33 protein-coding genes are annotated in these 20395 nt (G+C 66.6%); 32 read left to right on the top strand and 1 reads right to left on the bottom strand.

Annotated elements, in window-relative coordinates; all coding sequences use genetic code 11:
* The first annotated feature begins 16 nt into the window (after positions 1 to 16).
* The 32 genes from tuf to truA all read left to right on the top strand — a co-directional run bounded on the left by tuf (position 17) and on the right by truA (position 19201).
* Positions 17 to 1210: an elongation factor Tu gene (gene tuf, locus OG448_RS12405; RefSeq protein WP_391295305.1), complete on the top strand. Its 1194-nt coding sequence runs from the start codon at positions 17 to 19 to the stop codon at positions 1208 to 1210.
* Between the two features lie 658 nt (positions 1211 to 1868).
* Complete coding sequence (rpsJ, locus tag OG448_RS12400) at positions 1869 to 2177, top strand: 30S ribosomal protein S10 (RefSeq protein WP_003948644.1); 309 nt, start codon at positions 1869 to 1871, stop codon at positions 2175 to 2177.
* 17 nt (positions 2178 to 2194) lie between these two features.
* The gene (gene rplC, locus OG448_RS12395; RefSeq protein ID WP_030811658.1) at positions 2195 to 2839 is read left to right on the top strand and encodes a 50S ribosomal protein L3; all 645 of its coding nucleotides are present in this window, start codon (positions 2195 to 2197) and stop codon (positions 2837 to 2839) included.
* Positions 2840 to 2844: 5 nt separating this feature from the next.
* Complete coding sequence (gene rplD, locus OG448_RS12390; RefSeq protein ID WP_030811662.1) at positions 2845 to 3501, top strand: 50S ribosomal protein L4; 657 nt, start codon at positions 2845 to 2847, stop codon at positions 3499 to 3501.
* Entirely contained in the window at positions 3501 to 3920 is a 420-nt protein-coding gene (gene rplW / locus OG448_RS12385) for a 50S ribosomal protein L23 (RefSeq protein WP_030811665.1), read from the top strand. Before rplD ends, rplW begins: the two co-directional genes overlap by 1 nt.
* Before the next feature lie 40 nt (positions 3921 to 3960).
* Positions 3961 to 4797 carry a 50S ribosomal protein L2 gene (gene rplB, locus OG448_RS12380; protein WP_030811669.1) on the top strand — a complete coding sequence of 279 codons (837 nt, stop codon included), beginning with the start codon at positions 3961 to 3963 and terminating at the stop codon, positions 4795 to 4797.
* 12 nt (positions 4798 to 4809) lie between these two features.
* The gene (gene rpsS, locus OG448_RS12375; protein ID WP_030811672.1) at positions 4810 to 5091 is read left to right on the top strand and encodes a 30S ribosomal protein S19; all 282 of its coding nucleotides are present in this window, start codon (positions 4810 to 4812) and stop codon (positions 5089 to 5091) included.
* Positions 5092 to 5135: 44 nt separating this feature from the next.
* On the top strand, positions 5136 to 5483 hold the full coding sequence (gene rplV, locus OG448_RS12370) for a 50S ribosomal protein L22 (protein WP_003974262.1): 348 nt from the start codon (positions 5136 to 5138) through the stop codon (positions 5481 to 5483).
* Positions 5483 to 6313, top strand: a complete 831-nt coding sequence (gene rpsC / locus OG448_RS12365) for a 30S ribosomal protein S3 (RefSeq protein WP_030811675.1) — start codon at positions 5483 to 5485, stop codon at positions 6311 to 6313. Before rplV ends, rpsC begins: the two co-directional genes overlap by 1 nt.
* Positions 6314 to 6318: 5 nt before the next feature.
* Entirely contained in the window at positions 6319 to 6738 is a 420-nt protein-coding gene (gene rplP / locus OG448_RS12360; protein WP_030811678.1) for a 50S ribosomal protein L16, read from the top strand.
* A complete protein-coding gene (rpmC, locus tag OG448_RS12355) occupies positions 6738 to 6962 on the top strand; it encodes a 50S ribosomal protein L29 (protein WP_007494763.1) in 225 nt (74 codons plus the stop codon). Before rplP ends, rpmC begins: the two co-directional genes overlap by 1 nt.
* Positions 6959 to 7243, top strand: coding sequence for a 30S ribosomal protein S17 (gene rpsQ, locus OG448_RS12350; protein WP_030811683.1), 285 nt, complete (start codon positions 6959 to 6961; stop codon positions 7241 to 7243). The genes rpmC and rpsQ overlap by 4 nt, the downstream gene beginning before the upstream one ends.
* A gap of 97 nt (positions 7244 to 7340) precedes the next feature.
* A complete protein-coding gene (gene rplN, locus OG448_RS12345; RefSeq protein WP_003992364.1) occupies positions 7341 to 7709 on the top strand; it encodes a 50S ribosomal protein L14 in 369 nt (122 codons plus the stop codon).
* A 2-nt stretch (positions 7710 to 7711) separates the two neighbouring features.
* Positions 7712 to 8035 carry a 50S ribosomal protein L24 gene (rplX, locus tag OG448_RS12340; RefSeq protein ID WP_018543913.1) on the top strand — a complete coding sequence of 108 codons (324 nt, stop codon included), beginning with the start codon at positions 7712 to 7714 and terminating at the stop codon, positions 8033 to 8035.
* Positions 8035 to 8592, top strand: a complete 558-nt coding sequence (gene rplE, locus OG448_RS12335) for a 50S ribosomal protein L5 (protein WP_007494758.1) — start codon at positions 8035 to 8037, stop codon at positions 8590 to 8592. The genes rplX and rplE overlap by 1 nt, the downstream gene beginning before the upstream one ends.
* 5 nt (positions 8593 to 8597) lie before the next feature.
* Positions 8598 to 8783 carry a type Z 30S ribosomal protein S14 gene (locus tag OG448_RS12330; RefSeq protein WP_003948630.1) on the top strand — a complete coding sequence of 62 codons (186 nt, stop codon included), beginning with the start codon at positions 8598 to 8600 and terminating at the stop codon, positions 8781 to 8783.
* A gap of 211 nt (positions 8784 to 8994) precedes the next feature.
* Complete coding sequence (gene rpsH, locus OG448_RS12325; RefSeq protein ID WP_030811690.1) at positions 8995 to 9393, top strand: 30S ribosomal protein S8; 399 nt, start codon at positions 8995 to 8997, stop codon at positions 9391 to 9393.
* Between the two features lie 24 nt (positions 9394 to 9417).
* Entirely contained in the window at positions 9418 to 9957 is a 540-nt protein-coding gene (rplF, locus tag OG448_RS12320) for a 50S ribosomal protein L6 (protein WP_030811694.1), read from the top strand.
* A 3-nt stretch (positions 9958 to 9960) separates the two neighbouring features.
* Complete coding sequence (gene rplR, locus OG448_RS12315; protein WP_030811697.1) at positions 9961 to 10344, top strand: 50S ribosomal protein L18; 384 nt, start codon at positions 9961 to 9963, stop codon at positions 10342 to 10344.
* A gap of 41 nt (positions 10345 to 10385) precedes the next feature.
* Complete coding sequence (gene rpsE / locus OG448_RS12310; protein ID WP_007494753.1) at positions 10386 to 10991, top strand: 30S ribosomal protein S5; 606 nt, start codon at positions 10386 to 10388, stop codon at positions 10989 to 10991.
* The gene (gene rpmD / locus OG448_RS12305; protein ID WP_003974250.1) at positions 10991 to 11173 is read left to right on the top strand and encodes a 50S ribosomal protein L30; all 183 of its coding nucleotides are present in this window, start codon (positions 10991 to 10993) and stop codon (positions 11171 to 11173) included. Before rpsE ends, rpmD begins: the two co-directional genes overlap by 1 nt.
* 2 nt (positions 11174 to 11175) lie before the next feature.
* The gene (rplO, locus tag OG448_RS12300; protein ID WP_405553511.1) at positions 11176 to 11631 is read left to right on the top strand and encodes a 50S ribosomal protein L15; all 456 of its coding nucleotides are present in this window, start codon (positions 11176 to 11178) and stop codon (positions 11629 to 11631) included.
* Between the two features lie 201 nt (positions 11632 to 11832).
* Complete coding sequence (secY, locus tag OG448_RS12295; protein ID WP_405553509.1) at positions 11833 to 13146, top strand: preprotein translocase subunit SecY; 1314 nt, start codon at positions 11833 to 11835, stop codon at positions 13144 to 13146.
* On the top strand, positions 13146 to 13811 hold the full coding sequence (locus tag OG448_RS12290; protein ID WP_405553507.1) for an adenylate kinase: 666 nt from the start codon (positions 13146 to 13148) through the stop codon (positions 13809 to 13811). Before secY ends, OG448_RS12290 begins: the two co-directional genes overlap by 1 nt.
* Before the next feature lie 101 nt (positions 13812 to 13912).
* Positions 13913 to 14749 (top strand): type I methionyl aminopeptidase, encoded by an 837-nt coding sequence (gene map, locus OG448_RS12285; protein WP_405553505.1) that lies wholly within the window; start codon positions 13913 to 13915, stop codon positions 14747 to 14749.
* A 269-nt stretch (positions 14750 to 15018) separates the two neighbouring features.
* The gene (gene infA, locus OG448_RS12280; RefSeq protein WP_003948620.1) at positions 15019 to 15240 is read left to right on the top strand and encodes a translation initiation factor IF-1; all 222 of its coding nucleotides are present in this window, start codon (positions 15019 to 15021) and stop codon (positions 15238 to 15240) included.
* A gap of 60 nt (positions 15241 to 15300) precedes the next feature.
* Complete coding sequence (rpmJ, locus tag OG448_RS12275) at positions 15301 to 15414, top strand: 50S ribosomal protein L36 (protein WP_003974245.1); 114 nt, start codon at positions 15301 to 15303, stop codon at positions 15412 to 15414.
* 188 nt (positions 15415 to 15602) lie between these two features.
* Entirely contained in the window at positions 15603 to 15983 is a 381-nt protein-coding gene (gene rpsM, locus OG448_RS12270; protein ID WP_030811707.1) for a 30S ribosomal protein S13, read from the top strand.
* A 70-nt stretch (positions 15984 to 16053) separates the two neighbouring features.
* The gene (gene rpsK, locus OG448_RS12265; RefSeq protein WP_003956432.1) at positions 16054 to 16458 is read left to right on the top strand and encodes a 30S ribosomal protein S11; all 405 of its coding nucleotides are present in this window, start codon (positions 16054 to 16056) and stop codon (positions 16456 to 16458) included.
* 129 nt (positions 16459 to 16587) lie between these two features.
* A complete protein-coding gene (locus OG448_RS12260) occupies positions 16588 to 17610 on the top strand; it encodes a DNA-directed RNA polymerase subunit alpha (protein ID WP_053661878.1) in 1023 nt (340 codons plus the stop codon).
* A gap of 179 nt (positions 17611 to 17789) precedes the next feature.
* Complete coding sequence (rplQ, locus tag OG448_RS12255) at positions 17790 to 18275, top strand: 50S ribosomal protein L17 (RefSeq protein ID WP_030811710.1); 486 nt, start codon at positions 17790 to 17792, stop codon at positions 18273 to 18275.
* A gap of 71 nt (positions 18276 to 18346) precedes the next feature.
* Positions 18347 to 19201, top strand: a complete 855-nt coding sequence (gene truA / locus OG448_RS12250) for a tRNA pseudouridine(38-40) synthase TruA (RefSeq protein WP_391295292.1) — start codon at positions 18347 to 18349, stop codon at positions 19199 to 19201.
* 26 nt (positions 19202 to 19227) lie between these two features.
* Here the strand turns inward: truA and OG448_RS12245 are convergent, their stop codons facing one another.
* Positions 19228 to 20106: a hypothetical protein gene (locus OG448_RS12245; RefSeq protein ID WP_405553501.1), complete on the bottom strand. Its 879-nt coding sequence runs from the start codon at positions 20104 to 20106 to the stop codon at positions 19228 to 19230.
* Positions 20107 to 20395: the final 289 nt, after the last annotated feature.

The following is a 20395-nucleotide window of genomic DNA, read 5'->3' as shown; positions in this document are numbered from 1 at the left end:
TCCACAGGAGGACCCAGTGGCGAAGGCGAAGTTCGAGCGGACTAAGCCGCACGTCAACATCGGCACCATCGGTCACATCGACCACGGTAAGACGACCCTCACGGCCGCCATTACCAAGGTGCTGCACGACGCGTACCCCGACCTGAACGAGGCCTCGGCCTTCGACCAGATCGACAAGGCTCCCGAGGAGCGCCAGCGCGGTATCACGATCTCGATCGCGCACGTCGAGTACCAGACCGAGACGCGTCACTACGCCCACGTCGACTGCCCCGGTCACGCGGACTACATCAAGAACATGATCACCGGTGCCGCGCAGATGGACGGCGCGATCCTCGTGGTCGCCGCCACCGACGGCCCGATGCCGCAGACCAAGGAGCACGTGCTCCTGGCCCGCCAGGTCGGTGTTCCGTACATCGTCGTCGCCCTGAACAAGGCCGACATGGTGGACGACGAGGAGATCCTGGAGCTCGTCGAGCTCGAGGTCCGTGAGCTCCTCTCCGAGTACGAGTTCCCGGGCGACGACCTGCCGGTCGTCAAGGTCTCGGCGCTCAAGGCGCTCGAGGGCGACAAGGAGTGGGGCAACACCGTCCTCGACCTGATGAAGGCCGTCGACGAGAACATCCCGCAGCCCGAGCGTGACGTCGACAAGCCGTTCCTGATGCCGATCGAGGACGTCTTCACGATCACCGGTCGTGGCACCGTCGTCACCGGTCGTATCGAGCGTGGTGTCCTCAAGGTCAACGAGACCGTCGACATCGTGGGCATCAAGCCGGAGAAGACCACCACCACGGTCACCGGCATCGAGATGTTCCGCAAGCTGCTCGACGAGGGCCAGGCCGGTGAGAACGTCGGTCTGCTGCTCCGCGGCATCAAGCGCGAGGACGTCGAGCGCGGCCAGGTCATCATCAAGCCCGGTTCGGTCACCCCGCACACCGAGTTCGAGGCCCAGGCCTACATCCTGTCCAAGGACGAGGGTGGCCGCCACACGCCGTTCTTCAACAACTACCGCCCGCAGTTCTACTTCCGCACCACGGACGTGACCGGCGTCGTGACCCTCCCCGAGGGCACCGAGATGGTCATGCCGGGCGACAACACTGAGATGACCGTTTCGCTCATCCAGCCCGTCGCCATGGAAGAGGGCCTGAAGTTCGCCATCCGCGAGGGTGGCCGCACGGTGGGCGCCGGCCAGGTCACCAAGATCGTCAAGTAAGTACCTCTTGCTTGAGGGTCGTTGACTGACCCAGAGAGGCCCGCACGACTCAGGTCGTGCGGGCCTCTTTGCTGTTGCCGGTGTCGTGCCGGGCCGGCAGCGCTGACGGATCTGGTGGCGCCTGTGGCGCGGGGGAGTCCGGGGGAGGGGCCTCGCATGCCCGGCCGCCTCACAGGGCGTTGAGCGGGCGCGAGGGGCGTTTTCGACCGTTTCCCCTACCTCGCGCGGGAGTTGATGTGAGCCCTTGGCGCGGAGGGAGTTTGACCTGCGTCACTATCGGGGTAATCTACTCGGCTCGATTGGCCAGGGGGGTAGGCCATATGGCAGACTGTCGGAGTTGCTCGGTCGAGTGTTGATGCTGCGCGCCTCCCGCCGGGAGGACCGGAAGCGAGTCCCACAGTACTCGTCAACCCCCTGGGGTTGGACGTACGGGAATCTTCCGGGAAGCGTGGGCGCAATACCGACCAGGCGCCCGGTGGGCCTTCCGCCCCCGGCCCGCGGTTCCGGTAGGGCCGTGTGCATTCCCTGGAGGGATGTTCCAGTGATGGGCATCCGCGTCAGCGGCAGTGCGACACGCCCGACCGCGTGGGTCGGAGAGAAGGCAGTGTGAAACTGCCGGGTTCCAGAGCGTGAGAGAAGACAGGACTACTGAGTAGCCATGGCGGGACAGAAGATCCGCATCCGGCTCAAGGCCTACGACCACGAGGTCATCGACTCCTCGGCGAAGAAGATCGTCGAGACGGTGACCCGCACTGGTGCGTCGGTCGCGGGCCCGGTGCCGCTGCCCACTGAGAAGAACGTGTACTGCGTCATCAAGTCGCCGCACAAGTACAAGGACTCGCGCGAGCACTTCGAGATGCGCACGCACAAGCGCCTGATCGACATCCTCGACCCGACGCCCAAGACCGTTGACTCCCTGATGCGACTCGACCTCCCGGCCGGTGTCGACATCGAGATCAAGCTCTAAGGGTCGGTGATCTGAGAATGGCTAAGCAGATCAAGGGCATCCTGGGCGAGAAGCTCGGCATGACGCAGGTGTGGGACGAGAACAACCGTGTTGTTCCGGTCACCGTCGTCAAGGCCGGCCCCAACGTCGTCACCCAGGTCCGTACGAACGACGTCGACGGCTACGAGTCGGTCCAGATCGCCTTCGGCGAGATCGACCCGCGCAAGGTGAACAAGCCCCTCAAGGGCCACTTCGCCAAGGCCGACGTCACCCCGCGCCGCCACCTGGTGGAGCTCCGCACCTCCGACGCCAGCGACTACACGCTGGGTCAGGAGATCACTGCCGAGGTCTTCGAGTCGGGCGTCAAGGTCGACGTCACCGCGAAGAGCAAGGGCAAGGGCTTCGCGGGTGTCATGAAGCGCCACAACTTCAAGGGTGGCAAGGCGTCCCACGGTGCCCACCGTGTGCACCGCATGCCCGGTTCCATCGGTGGCTGTGCCACCCCCGGTCGTGTCTTCAAGGGCATGCGCATGGCGGGTCGCATGGGCAACGAGCGGGTCACCACCCAGAACCTGACCGTTCACGCCGTTGACGCGGAGAAGGGCCTGCTCCTCATCAAGGGCGCGGTTCCTGGTCCGAACGGCGGCCTCGTCCTGGTCCGCACCGCGGCCAAGGGGGCCTGAGGACTATGAGCACCATTGACATTCTGTCGCCCTCTGGCGACAACGCCGGGACCGTCGAGCTCCCGGCCGAGATCTTCGACGTGGAGAAGATCAGCGTTCCGCTGCTTCACCAGGTCGTCGTCGCGCAGCTTGCTGCCGCCCGTCAGGGCACGCACAAGGTCAAGCGTCGTGGCGAGGTCCGCGGTGGCGGTAGGAAGCCCTACCGTCAGAAGGGCACCGGCCGCGCGCGCCAGGGTTCGACCCGTGCGCCGCAGTTCGCCGGCGGTGGCGTCGTCCACGGCCCCACGCCGCGTGACTACTCGCAGCGGACCCCGAAGAAGATGAAGGCCGCGGCCCTGCGCCACGCCCTCACCGACCGGGCCCGCAACGCTCGTATCCACGTCATCACCGGCGTGGTCGAGGGCGACACCCCCTCCACCAAGGCCGCGAAGAGCTTCCTCGGCAAGGTCAGCGAGCGCAAGAACGTGCTCCTGGTCATCGAGCGCTCCGACGAGGCCGCGCTGCTTTCCGCGCGCAACCTGCCCCAGGTCCACATCCTGGAGCCGGGCCAGCTGAACACGTACGACGTTCTCGTCTCGGACGACGTGGTCTTCACCCAGGCCGCTTTCGAGTCCTTCGTGTCCGGCCCGAAGGCCAATGACACCGAAGGGAGCGAAGCCTGATGGCTACGCGCCACCCGAGCATCGCCTCGAAGGCCGCCAAGGCCGCCAAGGCCGCGCGCGTCGCCAAGGCGAAGCGTCACGCCACCGAGGGCAAGAACACGGTCGAGACCCCGCTGAGCAAGTCCTTCACGGACCCCCGTGACGTGCTGCTCAAGCCGGTCGTCTCGGAGAAGAGCTACGCGCTCCTCGACGAGGGCAAGTACACGTTCATCGTCGCCCCGAACGCCAACAAGACCCAGATCAAGCAGGCCGTCCAGGCGGTCTTCGACGTCAAGGTCACCGGGGTCAACACGATCAACCGCCAGGGCAAGCGCAAGCGCACGAAGACCGGTTTCGGTCAGCGTGCCGGCAGCAAGCGTGCGATCGTGACCCTCGCCGAGGGCGACCGTATCGACATCTTCGGCGGTCCGACCGCCTGACGGCGGTCTGGATCGTCCGATATCGGACGAGGACTGAGAAATGGGAATCCGCAAGTACAAGCCGACTACGCCGGGCCGTCGTGGCGCCAGCGTCGCCGACTTCGTCGAGGTCACGCGGTCCACGCCGGAGAAGTCGCTGGTCCGCCCGCTGCACAGCAAGGGCGGCCGTAACAACGCCGGTCGTGTGACCGTTCGCCACCAGGGTGGCGGACACAAGCGCGCCTACCGAGTGATCGACTTCCGTCGTCACGACAAGGACGGCGTGCCGGCGAAGGTCGCGCACATCGAGTACGACCCCAACCGCACCGCGCGCATCGCGCTGCTGCACTACGCGGACGGCGAGAAGCGCTACATCCTCGCCCCGCGCAACCTGCAGCAGGGCGACCGCGTCGAGAACGGTCCGGGCGCCGACATCAAGCCGGGCAACAACCTGGCGCTCCGCAACATCCCGGTCGGTACCACGATCCACGCGATCGAGCTCCGTCCCGGTGGCGGTGCCAAGTTCGCCCGCTCCGCCGGTGCGTCCGTGCAGCTCCTTGCGAAGGAGGGCTCCATGGCCCACCTCCGCATGCCGTCCGGCGAGATCCGTCTCGTCGACGTGCGCTGCCGCGCCACCGTCGGTGAGGTCGGCAACGCCGAGCAGAGCAACATCAACTGGGGTAAGGCCGGCCGTAAGCGGTGGCTGGGCGTTCGCCCGACCGTCCGTGGTGTGGTCATGAACCCGGTCGACCACCCGCACGGTGGTGGTGAGGGCCGGACCTCCGGTGGTCGCCACCCTGTGTCCCCGTGGGGCAAGAAGGAAGGCCGTACTCGTTCGCCCAAGAAGGCGTCGAACAAGTACATCGTCCGCCGCCGCAAGACGAACAAGAAGCGCTAAGGACGGGTTGAGATGCCTCGTAGCTTGAAGAAGGGACCCTTCGTCGACGACCACCTGCTCAAGAAGGTGGACGTCCAGAACGAAGCCGGTTCCAAGAACGTCATCAAGACCTGGTCCCGTCGCTCGATGATCGTCCCGGCCATGCTCGGCCACACGATCGCGGTGCACAACGGCAAGACCCACATCCCGGTGTTCGTCACCGAGTCGATGGTCGGCCACAAGCTCGGCGAGTTCTCGCCGACGCGCACCTTCCGCGGCCACGTCAAGGACGACCGGAAGTCGAAGCGCCGCTAGTAGCGGATCGCATTCAGACACGTAAGTAACTGAGAGGGACAACCATGGAAGCCAGGGCCCAGGCGCGGTACATCCGCGTTACGCCCATGAAGGCCCGCCGCGTGGTGGACCTTATCCGTGGCATGGATGCCACGGAGGCTCAGGCTGTTCTGCGATTCGCTCCGCAGGCAGCCTCCGTGCCGGTCGGCAAGGTGCTCGACAGCGCCATCGCCAACGCCGCGCACAACTACGACCACACCGACGCCGACAGCCTCTTCATTTCCGAGGCCTACGTCGACGAGGGCCCGACCCTGAAGCGGTTCCGGCCGCGCGCCCAGGGCCGTGCCTACCGGATCCGCAAGCGGACCAGCCACATCACCGTGGTCGTCAGCAGCAAGGAAGGAACCCGGTAATGGGCCAGAAGGTAAACCCGCACGGGTTCCGGCTCGGTGTCACGACCGACTTCAAGTCGCGTTGGTACGCCGACAAGCTCTACAAGGACTACGTCAAGGAAGACGTGGCCATCCGTCGCATGCTGACGCAGGGCATGGAGCGCGCGGGCATCTCCAAGGTGGAGATCGAGCGCACCCGTGACCGTGTCCGCGTCGACATCCACACCGCGCGTCCGGGCATCGTCATCGGCCGCCGCGGTGCGGAGGCCGACAAGATCCGCGGTCAGCTCGAGAAGCTGACGGGCAAGCAGGTCCAGCTGAACATCCTCGAGGTCAAGAACCCCGAGACGGATGCCCAGCTCGTGGCCCAGGCCGTCGCCGAGCAGCTTTCCTCGCGTGTCTCCTTCCGTCGTGCCATGCGTAAGAGCATGCAGTCGGCGATGAAGGCGGGCGCCAAGGGCATCAAGATCCAGTGCGGTGGCCGCCTCGGTGGCGCCGAGATGTCCCGCTCGGAGTTCTACCGCGAGGGCCGTGTGCCCCTGCACACGCTCCGCGCGAACGTGGACTACGGCTTCTTCGAGGCCAAGACGACCTTCGGCCGCATCGGCGTGAAGGTCTGGATCTACAAGGGCGACGTCAAGAACATCGCCGAGGTCCGCGCCGAGAACGCTGCGGCCCGTGCGGGTAACCGCCCGGCCCGTGGCGGCGCCGACCGCCCGGCCCGTGGTGGCCGTGGTGGCGAGCGTGGTGGGCGCGGTCGCAAGCCGCAGCAGGCTGCTGGCGCCGAGGCCCCCAAGGCCGAGGCTCCCGCTGCCGCCGCTCCGGCTGAGAGCACCGGAACGGAGGCCTGACCGTCATGCTGATCCCCCGTAGGGTCAAGCACCGCAAGCAGCACCACCCGAAGCGCAGTGGTATGGCCAAGGGTGGCACGCAGGTCGCGTTCGGCGAGTACGGCATCCAGGCGCTGACCCCGGCGTATGTGACGAACCGTCAGATCGAAGCGGCTCGTATCGCCATGACCCGCCACATCAAGCGTGGCGGCAAGGTCTGGATCAACATCTACCCGGACCGTCCCCTCACCAAGAAGCCTGCCGAGACCCGCATGGGTTCCGGTAAGGGTTCGCCGGAGTGGTGGATCGCCAACGTCAAGCCCGGACGCGTCATGTTCGAGCTGTCGTACCCCAACGAGAAGATTGCGCGTGAGGCCCTCACTCGTGCGGCTCACAAGCTGCCGATGAAGTGCCGGATCGTCAAGCGCGAGGCAGGTGAAGCGTGATGTCGGCCGGTACCAAGGCGTCCGAGCTGCGCGAGCTGGGCAACGAGGAGCTTCTTGCGAAGCTCCGCGAGGCCAAGGAAGAGCTGTTCAATCTCCGCTTCCAGGCGGCGACTGGTCAGCTCGAGAACCACGGCCGTCTGAAGGCGGTCCGCAAGGACATCGCGCGGATCTACACCCTGATGCGCGAGCGTGAGCTGGGCATCGAGACGGTGGAGAACGCATGAGCGAGAAGAACGTGACTGAGAACGCAGAGGCCCGCGGCTTCCGCAAGACCCGCGAGGGTCTCGTCGTCAGCGACAAGATGGACAAGACCGTCGTCGTCGCTGTCGAGGACCGCGTGAAGCACGCGCTGTACGGCAAGGTCATCCGCCGTACGAACAAGCTCAAGGCTCACGACGAGCAGAACGCCGCCGGCGTCGGCGACCGTGTCCTCCTCGCGGAGACCCGGCCGCTGTCCTCGACGAAGCGCTGGCGCATCGTCGAGATCCTCGAGAAGGCCAAGTAATTCCTGCGAGGAAAACTCGCAGGACAGTTCCGCCAGGCTCGGTCGGGGTCTCTGACAGGACCCCGGCCGGGAACCGGCAGACAAACAGGAGATAGACGTGATCCAGCAGGAGTCGCGGCTGCGTGTCGCCGACAACACTGGTGCGAAGGAGATCCTTTGCATCCGTGTGCTCGGTGGCTCCGGTCGCCGCTACGCGGGCATCGGTGACGTCATCGTCGCCACCGTCAAGGACGCGATCCCCGGCGGCAACGTGAAGAAGGGTGACGTCATCAAGGCGGTCATCGTTCGCACCGTCAAGGAGCGCCGCCGTCCGGACGGCTCGTACATCCGCTTCGACGAGAACGCCGCTGTCATTCTCAAGAACGACGGCGACCCTCGCGGCACCCGTATCTTCGGCCCCGTCGGCCGTGAGCTGCGCGAGAAGAAGTTCATGAAGATCATCTCGCTCGCGCCGGAGGTGCTGTAAGCATGAAGATCAAGAAGGGCGACCTGGTCCAGGTCATCACCGGTAAGGACAAGGGCAAGCAGGGCAAGGTCATTGCCGCTTACCCGCGCGACGAGCGTGTCCTGGTCGAGGGTGTCAACCGGGTCAAGAAGCACACCAAGGCCGGCCCCACCGCCAGCGGTTCGCAGGCGGGCGGCATCGTCACGACCGAGGCGCCCATCCACGTCTCCAACGTCCAGCTGGTCGTTGAGAAGGATGGCAACAAGGTCGTCACGCGTGTCGGCTACCGCTTCGACGACGAAGGCAACAAGATCCGCGTTGCCAAGCGGACGGGTGAGGACATCTGATGGCTACCACCACCACTCCGCGTCTGAAGACGAAGTACCGCGAGGAGATCGCGGGCAAGCTGCGTGACGAGTTCAAGTACGAGAACGTCATGCAGATCCCCGGCCTCGTCAAGATTGTGGTCAACATGGGTGTGGGCGACGCCGCCCGCGACTCCAAGCTGATCGAGGGCGCCATCCGCGACCTCACCACGATCACCGGTCAGAAGCCGGCCGTCACCAAGGCCCGCAAGTCCATCGCGCAGTTCAAGCTGCGCGAGGGTCAGCCGATCGGTGCCCACGTCACGCTCCGTGGCGACCGCATGTGGGAGTTCCTGGACCGCACCCTGTCGCTGGCGCTCCCGCGCATCCGCGACTTCCGCGGCCTGTCCCCCAAGCAGTTCGACGGCCGTGGCAACTACACCTTCGGTCTCACGGAGCAGGTCATGTTCCACGAGATCGACCAGGACAAGATCGACCGCGTCCGGGGTATGGACATCACCGTGGTCACCACGGCGACCAACGACGCTGAGGGCCGCGCGCTCCTTCGTCACCTCGGCTTCCCGTTCAAGGAGGCGTGAGCGAGATGGCGAAGAAGGCTCTTATCGCTAAGGCTGCTCGCAAGCCCAAGTTCGGGGTGCGTGGCTACACGCGCTGCCAGCGCTGCGGCCGTCCGCACTCCGTGTACCGCAAGTTCGGCCTCTGCCGCGTGTGCCTTCGTGAGATGGCTCACCGTGGCGAGCTGCCGGGCGTGACCAAGAGCTCCTGGTAATCCCCTTAACAGGGATTCCTGAAGCTCTCGGTAAGCAACTGGGTCGACAGGGGCCCGCCCCCACATGCCGTAGGCTTGCGGGGTCGGGCGTCTGTCGCGCCCGTACGACTTACTACGCCGTAGGTCCACCGCGCCGCACCCGTCCCGTCCCGGATCGGGGAGAGGGATGGCGCACCAGGAAACCCCGGCGAGAGAGGCCGAAGGCCAATTCATGACCATGACTGATCCGATCGCAGACATGCTTACGCGTCTGCGGAACGCGAACTCGGCATACCACGACTCCGTGACGATGCCGTCCTCGAAGATCAAGTCTCACATCGCAGAGATCCTCCAGCAGGAGGGCTTCATCACGGGCTGGAAGGTCGAGGACGCCGAGGTCGGCAAGAACCTCGTCCTGGAGCTGAAGTTCGGCCCCAACCGTGAGCGCTCCATCGCGGGGATCAAGCGCATCTCCAAGCCCGGTCTCCGGGTTTACGCGAAGTCCACCAACCTGCCGAAGGTGCTCGGCGGCCTGGGCGTGGCGATCATCTCCACGTCGCACGGTCTCCTCACCGACAAGCAGGCCGGCAAGAAGGGCGTGGGTGGGGAAGTCCTCGCCTACGTCTGGTAACGGAAGGGAACGGAGGAAACAGCTATGTCGCGTATTGGCAAGCTCCCCATCACGGTTCCCGCCGGCGTGGACGTCACCATCGACGGCCGTACGGTCGCGGTCAAGGGCCCCAAGGGCTCGCTGACCCACACCGTCGTCGCGCCGATCGACATCGTCAGGGATGAGGACGGCACCCTCGCGGTGACCCGTCCCAACGACGAGCGTCAGAACAAGGCCCTGCACGGCCTGTCCCGCACGCTGGTGGCGAACATGATCACCGGCGTGACCCAGGGTTACGTGAAGAAGCTCGAGATCAGCGGTGTCGGTTACCGCGTCACGGCCAAGGGCTCGAACCTCGAGTTCGCGCTCGGCTACAGCCACCCGATCGTCGTCGAGGCGCCCGAGGGCATCACCTTCAAGGTGGAGAGCCCGACCCGCTTCCAGGTCGAGGGCATCGACAAGCAGAAGGTCGGCGAGGTTGCGGCCAACATCCGCAAGCTGCGCAAGCCTGACCCGTACAAGGCCAAGGGTGTCAAGTACGAGGGCGAAGTCATCCGCCGCAAGGTCGGAAAGGCGGGTAAGTAAGCCATGGCATACGGACAGAAGATCCTCAAGGGCGACGCCTACAAGCGCGCCGCGATCAAGCGCCGCCACATCCGGATTCGCAAGAACATCTCCGGTACGGCGGAGCGTCCGCGTCTGGTCGTGACCCGCTCCAACCGTCACATCGTGGCGCAGGTGATCGACGACCTCAAGGGCCACACCCTGGCCTCCGCGTCCACGCTGGACGCGTCGGTCCGGAGCGGCGAGGGCGACAAGTCCGCGCAGGCCAAGCAGGTCGGCGCCCTGGTCGCCGAGCGTGCCAAGGCCGCCGGTGTCGAGGCTGTCGTGTTCGACCGTGGTGGCAACCAGTACGCCGGGCGCATCGCCGCCCTGGCGGACGCCGCCCGCGAAGCCGGCCTGAAGTTCTGAGCCGGTTCCGTAGCTAGCGGAAACAGAGAGAGGTAATTCCAATGGCTGGACCCCAGCGCCGCGGTGGCGGTGCCGGTGGCGGCGAGCGGCGGGACCGGAAGGGCCGTGACGGCGGCGCAGCCGCCGCCGAGAAGACCGCTTACGTTGAGCGCGTTGTCGCGATCAACCGTGTCGCCAAGGTTGTGAAGGGTGGTCGTCGCTTCAGCTTTACCGCGCTGGTCGTGGTGGGCGATGGTGACGGCACCGTGGGTGTCGGTTACGGCAAGGCCAAGGAGGTGCCGGCCGCCATCGCCAAGGGTGTTGAGGAGGCCAAGAAGCACTTCTTCAAGGTCCCCCGTATCCAGGGCACCATCCCGCACCCCATCCAGGGTGAGAAGGCTGCCGGCGTCGTGCTGCTCAAGCCCGCGTCTCCGGGTACCGGTGTTATCGCCGGTGGTCCGGTGCGTGCCGTGCTCGAGTGCGCCGGTATCCACGACATCCTGTCGAAGTCCCTGGGCTCCGACAACGCGATCAACATCGTGCACGCGACCGTGGCGGCCCTCAAGGGCCTGCAGCGTCCCGAGGAGGTCGCGGCCCGCCGTGGCCTGCCGCTCGAGGACGTCGCCCCCGCGGCTCTGCTGCGTGCGCGTGCCGGGGCTGGTGCGTAATGGCGCAGCTCAAGATCACGCAGGTCAAGTCCTACATCGGCAGCAAGCAGAACCACCGCGACACCCTGCGTTCCCTTGGTCTCAAGGGGATCAACACGCAGGTCGTCAAGGAGGACCGCCCCGAGTTCCGCGGCATGGTGCACACCGTCCGCCACCTCGTGACGGTCGAGGAGGTCGACTGATCATGGCGGAGCAGAACCCGCTCAAGATCCACAACCTCCGTCCGGCCCCCGGCGCCAAGACCGCCAAGACCCGTGTTGGTCGTGGTGAGGCGTCGAAGGGTAAGACGGCCGGTCGTGGTACCAAGGGCACGAAGGCCCGTTACCAGGTTCCGGAGCGCTTCGAGGGTGGCCAGATGCCCCTCCACATGCGTCTTCCGAAGCTGAAGGGCTTCAAGAACCCGTTCAAGACCGAGTTCCAGGTCGTGAACCTCGACAAGCTGGCCGCGCTCTACCCCGAGGGTGGCGAGGTCACCGTCGAGGGTCTGGTGGCCAAGGGTGCCGTTCGCAAGAACAGCCTCGTCAAGGTCCTGGGCCAGGGCGAGATCTCCGTGGCGCTGCAGGTGACGGTCGACGCCGTCTCCGGTTCCGCCAAGGAGAAGATCGCCGCTGCCGGCGGTACGGTCACCGAGCTGGTCTGAGGCCCTCAAGGGTCCCTCAAGGTCACTCGATGACGTAGACGATCCCGACCGGGGATACCCCACAATGGGGTATCCCCGGTTGGTCGTTCCTAGGGGGGCGGTGTCGCCGGTAAGGTGGCCAGCGCTGTTCCCTTCCACTTATTCGTCGAACCTCTAGACCGTCACCCTTGACGCAGTTGCGCGGGGGTCGCAGGAGGCACCGTGCTCACCGCGTTCGCCCGGGCGTTCAGGACGCCCGACCTGCGCAAGAAGCTGCTCTTCACGCTGGGCATCATCGTGGTCTACCGGGTCGGTACCCACATCCCGATCCCCGGCGTCAATTACAAGGCCGTCCAGACCTGCGTGACCGAGGCCTCCGGCAACCAGGGCCTCTTCGGCCTGGTCAACATGTTCAGTGGTGGAGCGCTGCTCCAGATCACGATCTTCGCCCTCGGCATCATGCCGTACATCACGGCGAGCATCATCCTTCAGCTCCTCACCGTGGTGATCCCGCGTCTGGAGGCCCTCAAGAAGGAGGGTCAGTCCGGTACGGCGAAGATCACGCAGTACACGCGCTACCTGACCGTGGCGCTCGCCATCCTGCAGGGCACCGGCCTGGTGGCCACCGCCCGCAGCGGCGCGCTGTTCAGTGGCTGCACGGTCGCCGGGAACATCGTCCCGGACCAGGCGATCTTCACCACGATCACCATGGTGATCTGCATGACCGCCGGTACGGCGCTGGTGATGTGGCTCGGTGAGCTGATCACCGACCGCGGTATCGGCAACGGCATGTCGATCCTGATGTTCATCTCGATCGCCGCGACCTTCCCGTCCGCGCTGTGGGCCATCAAGAAGCAGGGCACGCTGGCCGGCGGCTGGATCGAGTTCGGCACCGTCATCCTGGTCGGCCTGGTCATGGTCGCGCTCGTGGTCTTCGTGGAGCAGGCCCAGCGCCGCATCCCGGTGCAGTACGCGAAGCGCATGATCGGCCGCCGGTCCTACGGGGGTACGTCGACGTACATCCCGCTGAAGGTCAACCAGGCCGGTGTGATCCCGGTCATCTTCGCCTCGTCGCTGCTCTACATCCCGGCACTGATCGCGCAGTTCGCGGGCGGGGACTCGGGCTGGAAGCGCTGGGTCACGGCGAACCTGACCAAGGGCGACCACCCGATCTACATCACGATGTACTTCCTTCTCATCGTGTTCTTCGCGTTCTTCTACGTGGCGATCTCCTTCAACCCCGAGGAAGTCGCCGACAACATGAAGAAGTATGGTGGCTTCATTCCGGGTATCCGGGCAGGCCGGCCGACCGCTGAGTACCTGAGTTACGTACTCAATCGGATCACCTGGCCGGGCTCGCTGTATCTGGGTCTGATCGCTCTCGTACCGACGATGGCGTTGGTGGGCTTCGGAGCAAGTCAGAACTTCCCCTTCGGCGGGACCAGCATCCTGATCATCGTGGGTGTCGGACTCGAGACGGTGAAGCAGATCGAGAGCCAGCTCCAGCAGCGCAATTACGAAGGGTTCCTCCGCTGATGCGTATCGTCCTCGTCGGGCCGCCGGGTGCCGGTAAGGGAACGCAAGCCGTCCGTCTCGCCGAGAAGCTGGGCGTCCCGCACATCTCCACGGGCGACCTGTTCCGCGCCAACATCTCTCGGCAGACGGAGCTGGGCAAGCTGGCCAAGTCCTACATGGACGCGGGAAACCTCGTCCCGGACGAGGTCACCATCGCCATGGCCAAGGACCGCATGGAGCAGCCGGACGCCGAGAACGGCTTCCTGCTCGACGGCTTCCCGCGCAACGTCTCCCAGGCCCAGGCGCTGGACGAGCTGCTTCAGAGCGAGGGCATCAAGCTGGACGCCGTCCTGGACCTGGAGGTCCCGGAGGAAGAGGTCGTCAAGCGGATCGCCGGCCGGCGCATCTGCCGCAAGGACTCCTCGCACGTGTTCCACGTGACGTACAGCGGGCCGAAGAACGAGGGCGTCTGCGACGTCTGCGGCGGCGAGCTGTACCAGCGGGACGACGACTCCGAGGACACCGTCCGCAAGCGGCTCGAGGTCTACCACACGCAGACCGAGCCGATCATCGACTACTACAAGTCGCAGGGGCTCGTCGTGACGATCCCCGCGCTGGGCCCGGTGGACGAGATCACCAAGCGGGCGCTGGAGGCTCTCAAGCGCGAGAAGGCCGGCAGCGAGTAAGACCCCCGGTCCTTCCGGCCGCGGTGCCCGCCCAGGGCGCCGCGGCCGTAGTGTTGTGCAGGTAACCCAGTCGGTCCGAGTGACGGAGAGCGCAGGCCCCCATGGTGCAGATCAAGACCCCCGAGCAGATCGCGAAGATGCGGGCGGCGGGCCTGGTCGTCGCCGCGATCCACGCGGCCACCCGCGAGGCGGCGGTGCCCGGCGCGACCACCAAGGACCTGGACGACGTGGCGCGCAAGGTGCTGGACGAGCACGGCGCGAAGTCGAACTTCCTCGGGTACGGCGGCTTCCCCGCGACCATCTGCACGTCGGTGAACGACGTCGTGGTGCACGGCATCCCCTCCGAGAACGTCGTCCTGGGCGACGGCGACATCATCTCCATCGACTGCGGCGCGATCGTGGACGGCTGGCACGGTGACGCGGCCTACACCGCCTTCGTCGGCTCGGGGCACGCCCCGGAGCTGGTCGAGCTGTCCCGTGTGACCGAGGAATCGATGTGGGCGGGGATCGCCGCGATGAAGCTGGGCAACCGGCTGGTCGACATCTCCCGCGCGATCGAGACCTACATCCGCCGGCAGCCGAAGCCGGGCGGCGGCAAGTACGGCATCGTCGAGGACTACGGCGGCCACGGCATCGGCACCGAGATGCACATGGACCCGCACCTGCTGAACTACGTCGAGCGGCGCCGCGGCAAGGGCCCCAAGCTGGTCCCCGGCTTCTGCCTCGCCATCGAGCCCATGGTCTCCCTCGGCACCCCCCGTACGAAGGTCCTCGAGGACGACTGGACCGTCATCACCACCGACGGCACCTGGTCCTCCCACTGGGAACACTCGGTGGCTCTGACCGACCAGGGCCCCTTGGTCCTTACGGCCCCGGACGGCGGTAAGGCGAAGCTGGCGGAATACGGTGTCACCGCGGCACCGGACCCGCTCGCCTAGGGCAGTGATGGGGCGGGCCGCCGACGGCGGCCGCGGGTGCGGCTGTGCCCACCCGTTCCGCCCTGCCGAACGATTGCCCACAGCCGTGCGGCCGTGCCGCGCCCTGAGATGCATGATGATCTCGGGGGTGGGGCAGAATTCTTCGATTCGTTTTTCCGGGTGTGCTGACGTAGACTGACTCGTCGGCTCTCGTGCACCCGCATGTCCGCATGCGCCCGTAAGGGAAAAGTGTGGGAGTCGATCAAGGTAGTCGATTCGAAGGGCGAAGCGTGGCCAAGAAGCAAGGTGCCATCGAGATCGAGGGCACTGTCGTCGAGTCTCTTCCGAACGCCATGTTCAAGGTCGAGCTCCAGAACGGCCACCAGGTCCTGGCACACATCAGCGGCAAGATGCGTATGCACTACATCCGCATCCTCCCTGACGACCGGGTCGTGGTGGAGCTGTCTCCGTACGACCTGACGCGTGGCCGGATCGTCTACCGGTACAAGTAGATCTTGCCCGCATCCCGGCTCGCGCCGGGGTGATGGCACTGACCCGGAGAACCTCACCCCATGAAGGTCAAGCCGAGCGTCAAGAAGATCTGCGACAAGTGCAGGGTGATCCGCCGTCACGGCCGGGTCATGGTCATCTGCGACAACCCGCGCCACAAGCAGCGCCAGGGCTGACGCACGGCCGAACCCTCTGCACTCATCGCAGAGTTTCGCGCGACGCAAGCTGAATTTGTTCATACGCAGAGCCCGAGCCAACCAGCTCGACACCCTCGGTCGGAGGCCGAGGACCCGGTTCGTACCTCGTACGGCGGCCGGGAACCGGTTCTGTGGAAGACCTCCGAAGGATCACCAGGAGCCATTGAATGGCACGCGTTTCCGGTGTTGACATCCCGCGCGAAAAGCGCGTGGAGGTCGCCCTCACCTACGTGTTCGGCATCGGCCGGACCCTCTCCCAGGAGACGCTGGCTGCGACCGGCGTCGACCCGAACACCCGCGTCCGCGACCTGAGCGAAGAGCAGCTCGTCGCGATCCGCGAGTACGTGGACAACAACATCAAGACCGAGGGTGACCTCCGTCGCGAGATCCAGGCCGACATCCGCCGCAAGGTCGAGATCGGTTGCTACCAGGGTCTCCGTCACCGTCGCGGCCTGCCCGTCCGCGGTCAGCGCACCAGCACCAACGCCCGCACCCGCAAGGGCCCGCGTCGCGCCATCGCCGGCAAGAAGAAGCCGGGCAAGAAGTAGTCCTCAGCGGACAACGCTTCATCAGCGGTCTTCGCTGTAGGACCGACCACCTCCCCGTAGGAGTTTGTAGATGCCCCCCAAGGGACGTCAGGGCGCTGCCAAGAAGGTGCGCCGCAAGGAAAAGAAGAACGTCGCTCACGGCCACGCGCACATCAAGAGCACGTTCAACAACACGATCGTCTCGATCACGGACCCGTCCGGCAACGTGATCTCCTGGGCCTCCGCCGGCCACGTCGGCTTCAAGGGTTCCCGGAAGTCGACGCCGTTCGCCGCGCAGATGGCCGCCGAGTCGGCTGCCCGCCGCGCCCAGGAGCACGGCATGCGCAAGGTCGACGTGTTCGTCAAGGGTCCGGGTTCCGGTCGTGAGACCGCCATCCGCTCCCTGCAGGCCACGGGCCTCGAGGTCGGTTCCATCCAGGACGTGACCCCGACCCCGCACAACGGCTGCCGCCCGCCGAAGCGCCGCCGCGTCTGACGCACAGCGCTCCGCTGCTGGTTTAGCGGTTCCGGGCGGTACGGCTCCTCACGGGGCCGTGCCGCCCGTACCCTTGCAGTACCAAGTCGGGCGTCAAATAGCGGGCGCCCCTGACTGAAGGATTCACACATGCTGATCGCTCAGCGTCCCTCGTTGACCGAAGAGGTCGTCGACGAGTTCCGCTCCCGGTTCGTGATCGAGCCGCTGGAGCCGGGCTTCGGTTACACCCTCGGCAACTCCCTCCGCCGTACCCTCCTCTCCTCGATCCCCGGTGCCGCTGTCACCAGCATCCGGGTCGACGGTGTCCTGCACGAGTTCACCACCGTGCCGGGCGTCAAGGAGGACGTCACCGACCTGATCCTCAACATCAAGCAGCTCGTGGTCTCCTCGGAGCACGACGAGCCGGTCGTGATGTACCTGCGCAAGCAGGGCCCGGGTCTGGTCACCGCCGCCGACATCGCGCCCCCGGCCGGTGTCGAGGTGCACAACCCCGACCTCGTCCTCGCCACGCTCAACGGCAAGGGCAAGCTGGAGATGGAGCTGACCGTCGAGCGCGGTCGCGGCTACGTCTCCGCCGTGCAGAACAAGCAGGTGGGCCAGGAGATCGGCCGTATCCCGGTCGACTCCATCTACTCGCCGGTTCTCAAGGTCACCTATAAGGTCGAGGCCACGCGTGTCGAGCAGCGCACCGACTTCGACAAGCTGATCGTCGACGTCGAGACCAAGCAGGCGATGCGTCCGCGTGACGCCATGGCCTCCGCCGGTAAGACGCTGGTCGAGCTGTTCGGTCTCGCCCGCGAGCTGAACATCGACGCCGAGGGCATCGACATGGGTCCGTCCCCGACGGACGCCGCGCTGGCGGCTGATCTTGCGCTGCCGATCGAGGAGCTCGAGCTCACCGTTCGGTCGTACAACTGCCTCAAGCGTGAGGGCATCCACTCCGTGGGTGAGCTGGTCGCCCGCTCCGAGGCCGATCTGCTCGACATCCGCAACTTCGGTGCGAAGTCGATCGACGAGGTCAAGGCGAAGCTGGCCGGCATGGGCCTCGCGCTCAAGGACTCGCCTCCCGGGTTCGACCCGACCGCCGCCGCCGACGCCTTCGGCGCGGACGACGACGCGGACGCGGGTTTCGTGGAGACCGAGCAGTACTAAGCGCTCCGCGGGGAGGCCGTACTGCGTCTGCGGGCCGGCTGTGGCCGGTCGCGCAGTTCCCCGCGCCCCTTCCGAGCGGGCCCCTTCGGGGCCGGCTCGGATCTCCGACGAGCAACCGCTCGCTCGGATACTGACTCCGGTACCTGACACGGCCGGGGCAGACACTGAGGAGAAACATCATGCCGAAGCCTTCCAAGGGCGCCCGTCTGGGCGGCAGTGCCGCGCACGAGAAGCTGCTGCTCGCGAACCTCGCGAAGAGCCTCTTCGAGCACGGCCGCATCACCACCACCGAGGCGAAGGCGCGCCGTCTGCGCCCGTACGCCGAGCGTCTGGTCACCAAGGCGAAGAAGGGCGACCTTCACAACCGCCGTCAGGTGCTCCAGGTGATCACGGACAAGAGCGTCGTCCACACGCTCTTCGCCGAGATCGGCCCGCGCTACGAGAACCGTCCCGGTGGTTACACCCGCATCACCAAGATCGGTAACCGTCGTGGCGACAACGCGCCCATGGCTGTCATCGAGCTGGTCGAGGCGCTGACGGTCGCGCAGCAGGCCACCGGCGAGGCCGAGGCCGCCACCAAGCGTGCGGTCAAGGAGTCCGAGGAGGCGAAGGTCGAGCAGACCGAGGCCACCGAGGCTCCCGCCGAGGAGTCCAAGGACGCCTGAGGCTGACGCCTGAGAAGCGGGTCCGTCCCTGTGGGGGCGGGCCCGCTTTCGTGTTTTGAGAGGATTCCCGCGTGAGTGACGAAGCACAGCCCGGCCATGTCCGTATCCGCCTCGACCTGTCCTACGACGGCACCGACTTCCACGGGTGGGCCAAGCAGGCCGGCGGCCGGCGGACCGTGCAGGGCGAGATCGAGGACGCCCTGCGCACGGTGACCCGGTCGAAGGAGACGTACGAGCTGACGGTGGCCGGGCGGACGGACGCCGGGGTGCACGCGCGCGGCCAGGTCGCCCATGTCGACCTGCCGGAGCCGGTGTGGGCCGAACACCGGGAGAAGCTGCTGAAGCGGCTGGCCGGCCGGCTGCCCAAGGACGTACGGATCTGGTCCCTGACCGAGGCCCCGCCCGGCTTCAACGCCCGTTTCTCCGCTGTCTGGCGGCGCTACGCGTACCGCGTCACCGACAACCCCGGCGGTGTCGACCCGCTGCTGCGCAACCATGTCCTCTGGCACGACTGGCCGTTGGACGTGGACGCGATGAACGAGGCGGCCCGCGCCCTGCTCGGCGAGCACGACTTCGCCGCGTACTGCAAGAAGCGTGAGGGCGCGACCACCATCCGCACCCTCCAGGAGCTGAGCCTGGTGCGCGGGGCGGACGGTGTGATCACGGCCACCGTGCGCGCGGACGCCTTCTGCCACAACATGGTGCGCTCGCTGATCGGTGCCCTGCTGTTCACCGGTGACGGGCACCGGGGGCCCGAGTGGCCCGGGAAGGTGCTGGCGGCCGGGGTGCGGGACTCCGCCGTGCATGTGGTGCGGCCGCACGGGCTGACGCTGGAGGAGGTCGGCTACCCCGCCGACGAGCTGCTGGCCGCCCGGAACAAGGAGGCGCGCAACCGGCGCTCGCTGCCGTCGGCGGGCTGCTGCTGAGGCGAGCGGGGGAGTGCGGGCGGCCGCTACTGGTCGGCGGCCGCCGACGCCTGGGCCTCGCCGCGCCGCCGGATCTGGCGGAAGGAGAACTGGGCCAGGTCGTTGCCCGCCGCGAACACCTTGGTGTCCTTGGTCGTCACGTCCTTGCCGTTCGTGAACCCGGCGATGGTGAAGTAGGCGTACCGGCCGAGGGTGTTGGTGGTGGAACGGCAGATCGCGGCGTCGCAGAACGCCTTGACGCCCTTGCCGGGCAGGGCGGCGACGATGCTCTTCTTGTCGGCGCCGTCCTTGAAGCGCTGGGCGTCGGTGTCGTTGTCGAAGACGGCGACGCCCACGGTGACGGCCACGCCGTCCTTCACATAGCTGACCCGCATCAGCCGGGTGCACTTGCCCGCGGCGAGCGCCTTGGCCAGGGTGCCGCCCGCGCCGGACGCGCAGTTCTTGCTGTCGCTGGTGGCGCCCTTCTTGTACACCGTCTCGCCCATGGTGAGCTGGGTGCCGGGGAACAGGGTCTCCGGGCTCAGCGGGGCGGTGTCCTTGTTGGCGCTGGCTATGAAGTCCTTCGGGTCCAGCGGCGGTGGCGCGCTGGTCGGGGCGAAGGACGGGGCCGTGGTCGCCGTGCCGCCCGGCAGGGACGCGGTCGCGGGCAGGCTGGAGGGACCGCCGGCCCGGCTGTCACCGCCCGCGTTCGACACGGCCATGGCGACGGCGGTGCCGATCGCGCCCGTGGCGAGCACGCCGCCCGCGATGAGCAGCACCTTGCGACGCTTCTTACGGTTCTCCGAGGCGTCCGCGAGCGCGGCCCAGTCCGGGGTTCCGTCGTCGTCGCCGCTCTTCCACGGCTGCTGGGATTGAGGTGTCCAAGGGTCCCACTGAGACTGGGGACCCCCCTGCCCGTAACTCATGGGGCGCATCTTAGAGGGGGTCGCGAGGTCCCGGCGCGCCCGAGGGGAGCGGGCGCCGAGGCGATACGGGGACCTTCGGCGCACGGGGGAACATTGCGGCCGGGTGGATTTCCGGCAAGCTCGTTTTGACCCGTCCGGGGGCGGGCCGGTAACCTAGCTCCTCGTTGTGTATTGGCTTGCTCATTCTCACGGGACGGGCCCTTACACCGGTCCACCGGGCCGATGACCAGCGATCAGCACGCGGTTGCGTCACCGCAGTGCGATCGAGGCTGTCGTGATCGTTTCGGTG

The organism is Streptomyces sp. NBC_01171 (genome assembly GCF_045039805.1).
GTDB lineage: Bacteria > Actinomycetota > Actinomycetes > Streptomycetales > Streptomycetaceae > Streptomyces.
The sequence above is the reverse complement of the archived record's forward strand: the minus strand, read 5'-3'. Positions and strand labels throughout refer to the sequence as shown.

Coding starts and splice junctions, on each gene's coding strand:
- rplO (WP_405553511.1), top strand. CDS start 11,176: ATGGCGGAGCAGAACCCGCTCAAGATCCACAACCTCCGTCCGGCCCCC.
- rplD (WP_030811662.1), top strand. CDS start 2,845: ATGAGCACCATTGACATTCTGTCGCCCTCTGGCGACAACGCCGGGACC.
- rpmJ (WP_003974245.1), top strand. CDS start 15,301: ATGAAGGTCAAGCCGAGCGTCAAGAAGATCTGCGACAAGTGCAGGGTG.
- map (WP_405553505.1), top strand. CDS start 13,913: ATGGTGCAGATCAAGACCCCCGAGCAGATCGCGAAGATGCGGGCGGCG.
- rplW (WP_030811665.1), top strand. CDS start 3,501: ATGGCTACGCGCCACCCGAGCATCGCCTCGAAGGCCGCCAAGGCCGCC.
- rpmD (WP_003974250.1), top strand. CDS start 10,991: ATGGCGCAGCTCAAGATCACGCAGGTCAAGTCCTACATCGGCAGCAAG.
- rpmC (WP_007494763.1), top strand. CDS start 6,738: ATGTCGGCCGGTACCAAGGCGTCCGAGCTGCGCGAGCTGGGCAACGAG.
- rpsM (WP_030811707.1), top strand. CDS start 15,603: ATGGCACGCGTTTCCGGTGTTGACATCCCGCGCGAAAAGCGCGTGGAG.
- rpsQ (WP_030811683.1), top strand. CDS start 6,959: ATGAGCGAGAAGAACGTGACTGAGAACGCAGAGGCCCGCGGCTTCCGC.
- OG448_RS12260 (WP_053661878.1), top strand. CDS start 16,588: ATGCTGATCGCTCAGCGTCCCTCGTTGACCGAAGAGGTCGTCGACGAG.
- rplX (WP_018543913.1), top strand. CDS start 7,712: ATGAAGATCAAGAAGGGCGACCTGGTCCAGGTCATCACCGGTAAGGAC.
- rpsE (WP_007494753.1), top strand. CDS start 10,386: ATGGCTGGACCCCAGCGCCGCGGTGGCGGTGCCGGTGGCGGCGAGCGG.
- rplQ (WP_030811710.1), top strand. CDS start 17,790: ATGCCGAAGCCTTCCAAGGGCGCCCGTCTGGGCGGCAGTGCCGCGCAC.
- rplC (WP_030811658.1), top strand. CDS start 2,195: ATGGCTAAGCAGATCAAGGGCATCCTGGGCGAGAAGCTCGGCATGACG.
- rplF (WP_030811694.1), top strand. CDS start 9,418: ATGTCGCGTATTGGCAAGCTCCCCATCACGGTTCCCGCCGGCGTGGAC.
- rplR (WP_030811697.1), top strand. CDS start 9,961: ATGGCATACGGACAGAAGATCCTCAAGGGCGACGCCTACAAGCGCGCC.
- rplP (WP_030811678.1), top strand. CDS start 6,319: ATGCTGATCCCCCGTAGGGTCAAGCACCGCAAGCAGCACCACCCGAAG.
- OG448_RS12290 (WP_405553507.1), top strand. CDS start 13,146: ATGCGTATCGTCCTCGTCGGGCCGCCGGGTGCCGGTAAGGGAACGCAA.
- rpsH (WP_030811690.1), top strand. CDS start 8,995: ATGACCATGACTGATCCGATCGCAGACATGCTTACGCGTCTGCGGAAC.
- rpsS (WP_030811672.1), top strand. CDS start 4,810: ATGCCTCGTAGCTTGAAGAAGGGACCCTTCGTCGACGACCACCTGCTC.
- rplE (WP_007494758.1), top strand. CDS start 8,035: ATGGCTACCACCACCACTCCGCGTCTGAAGACGAAGTACCGCGAGGAG.
- OG448_RS12330 (WP_003948630.1), top strand. CDS start 8,598: ATGGCGAAGAAGGCTCTTATCGCTAAGGCTGCTCGCAAGCCCAAGTTC.
- rpsJ (WP_003948644.1), top strand. CDS start 1,869: ATGGCGGGACAGAAGATCCGCATCCGGCTCAAGGCCTACGACCACGAG.
- OG448_RS12245 (WP_405553501.1), bottom strand. CDS start 20,106: ATGAGTTACGGGCAGGGGGGTCCCCAGTCTCAGTGGGACCCTTGGACA.
- rplB (WP_030811669.1), top strand. CDS start 3,961: ATGGGAATCCGCAAGTACAAGCCGACTACGCCGGGCCGTCGTGGCGCC.
- rpsC (WP_030811675.1), top strand. CDS start 5,483: ATGGGCCAGAAGGTAAACCCGCACGGGTTCCGGCTCGGTGTCACGACC.
- rplV (WP_003974262.1), top strand. CDS start 5,136: ATGGAAGCCAGGGCCCAGGCGCGGTACATCCGCGTTACGCCCATGAAG.
- rpsK (WP_003956432.1), top strand. CDS start 16,054: ATGCCCCCCAAGGGACGTCAGGGCGCTGCCAAGAAGGTGCGCCGCAAG.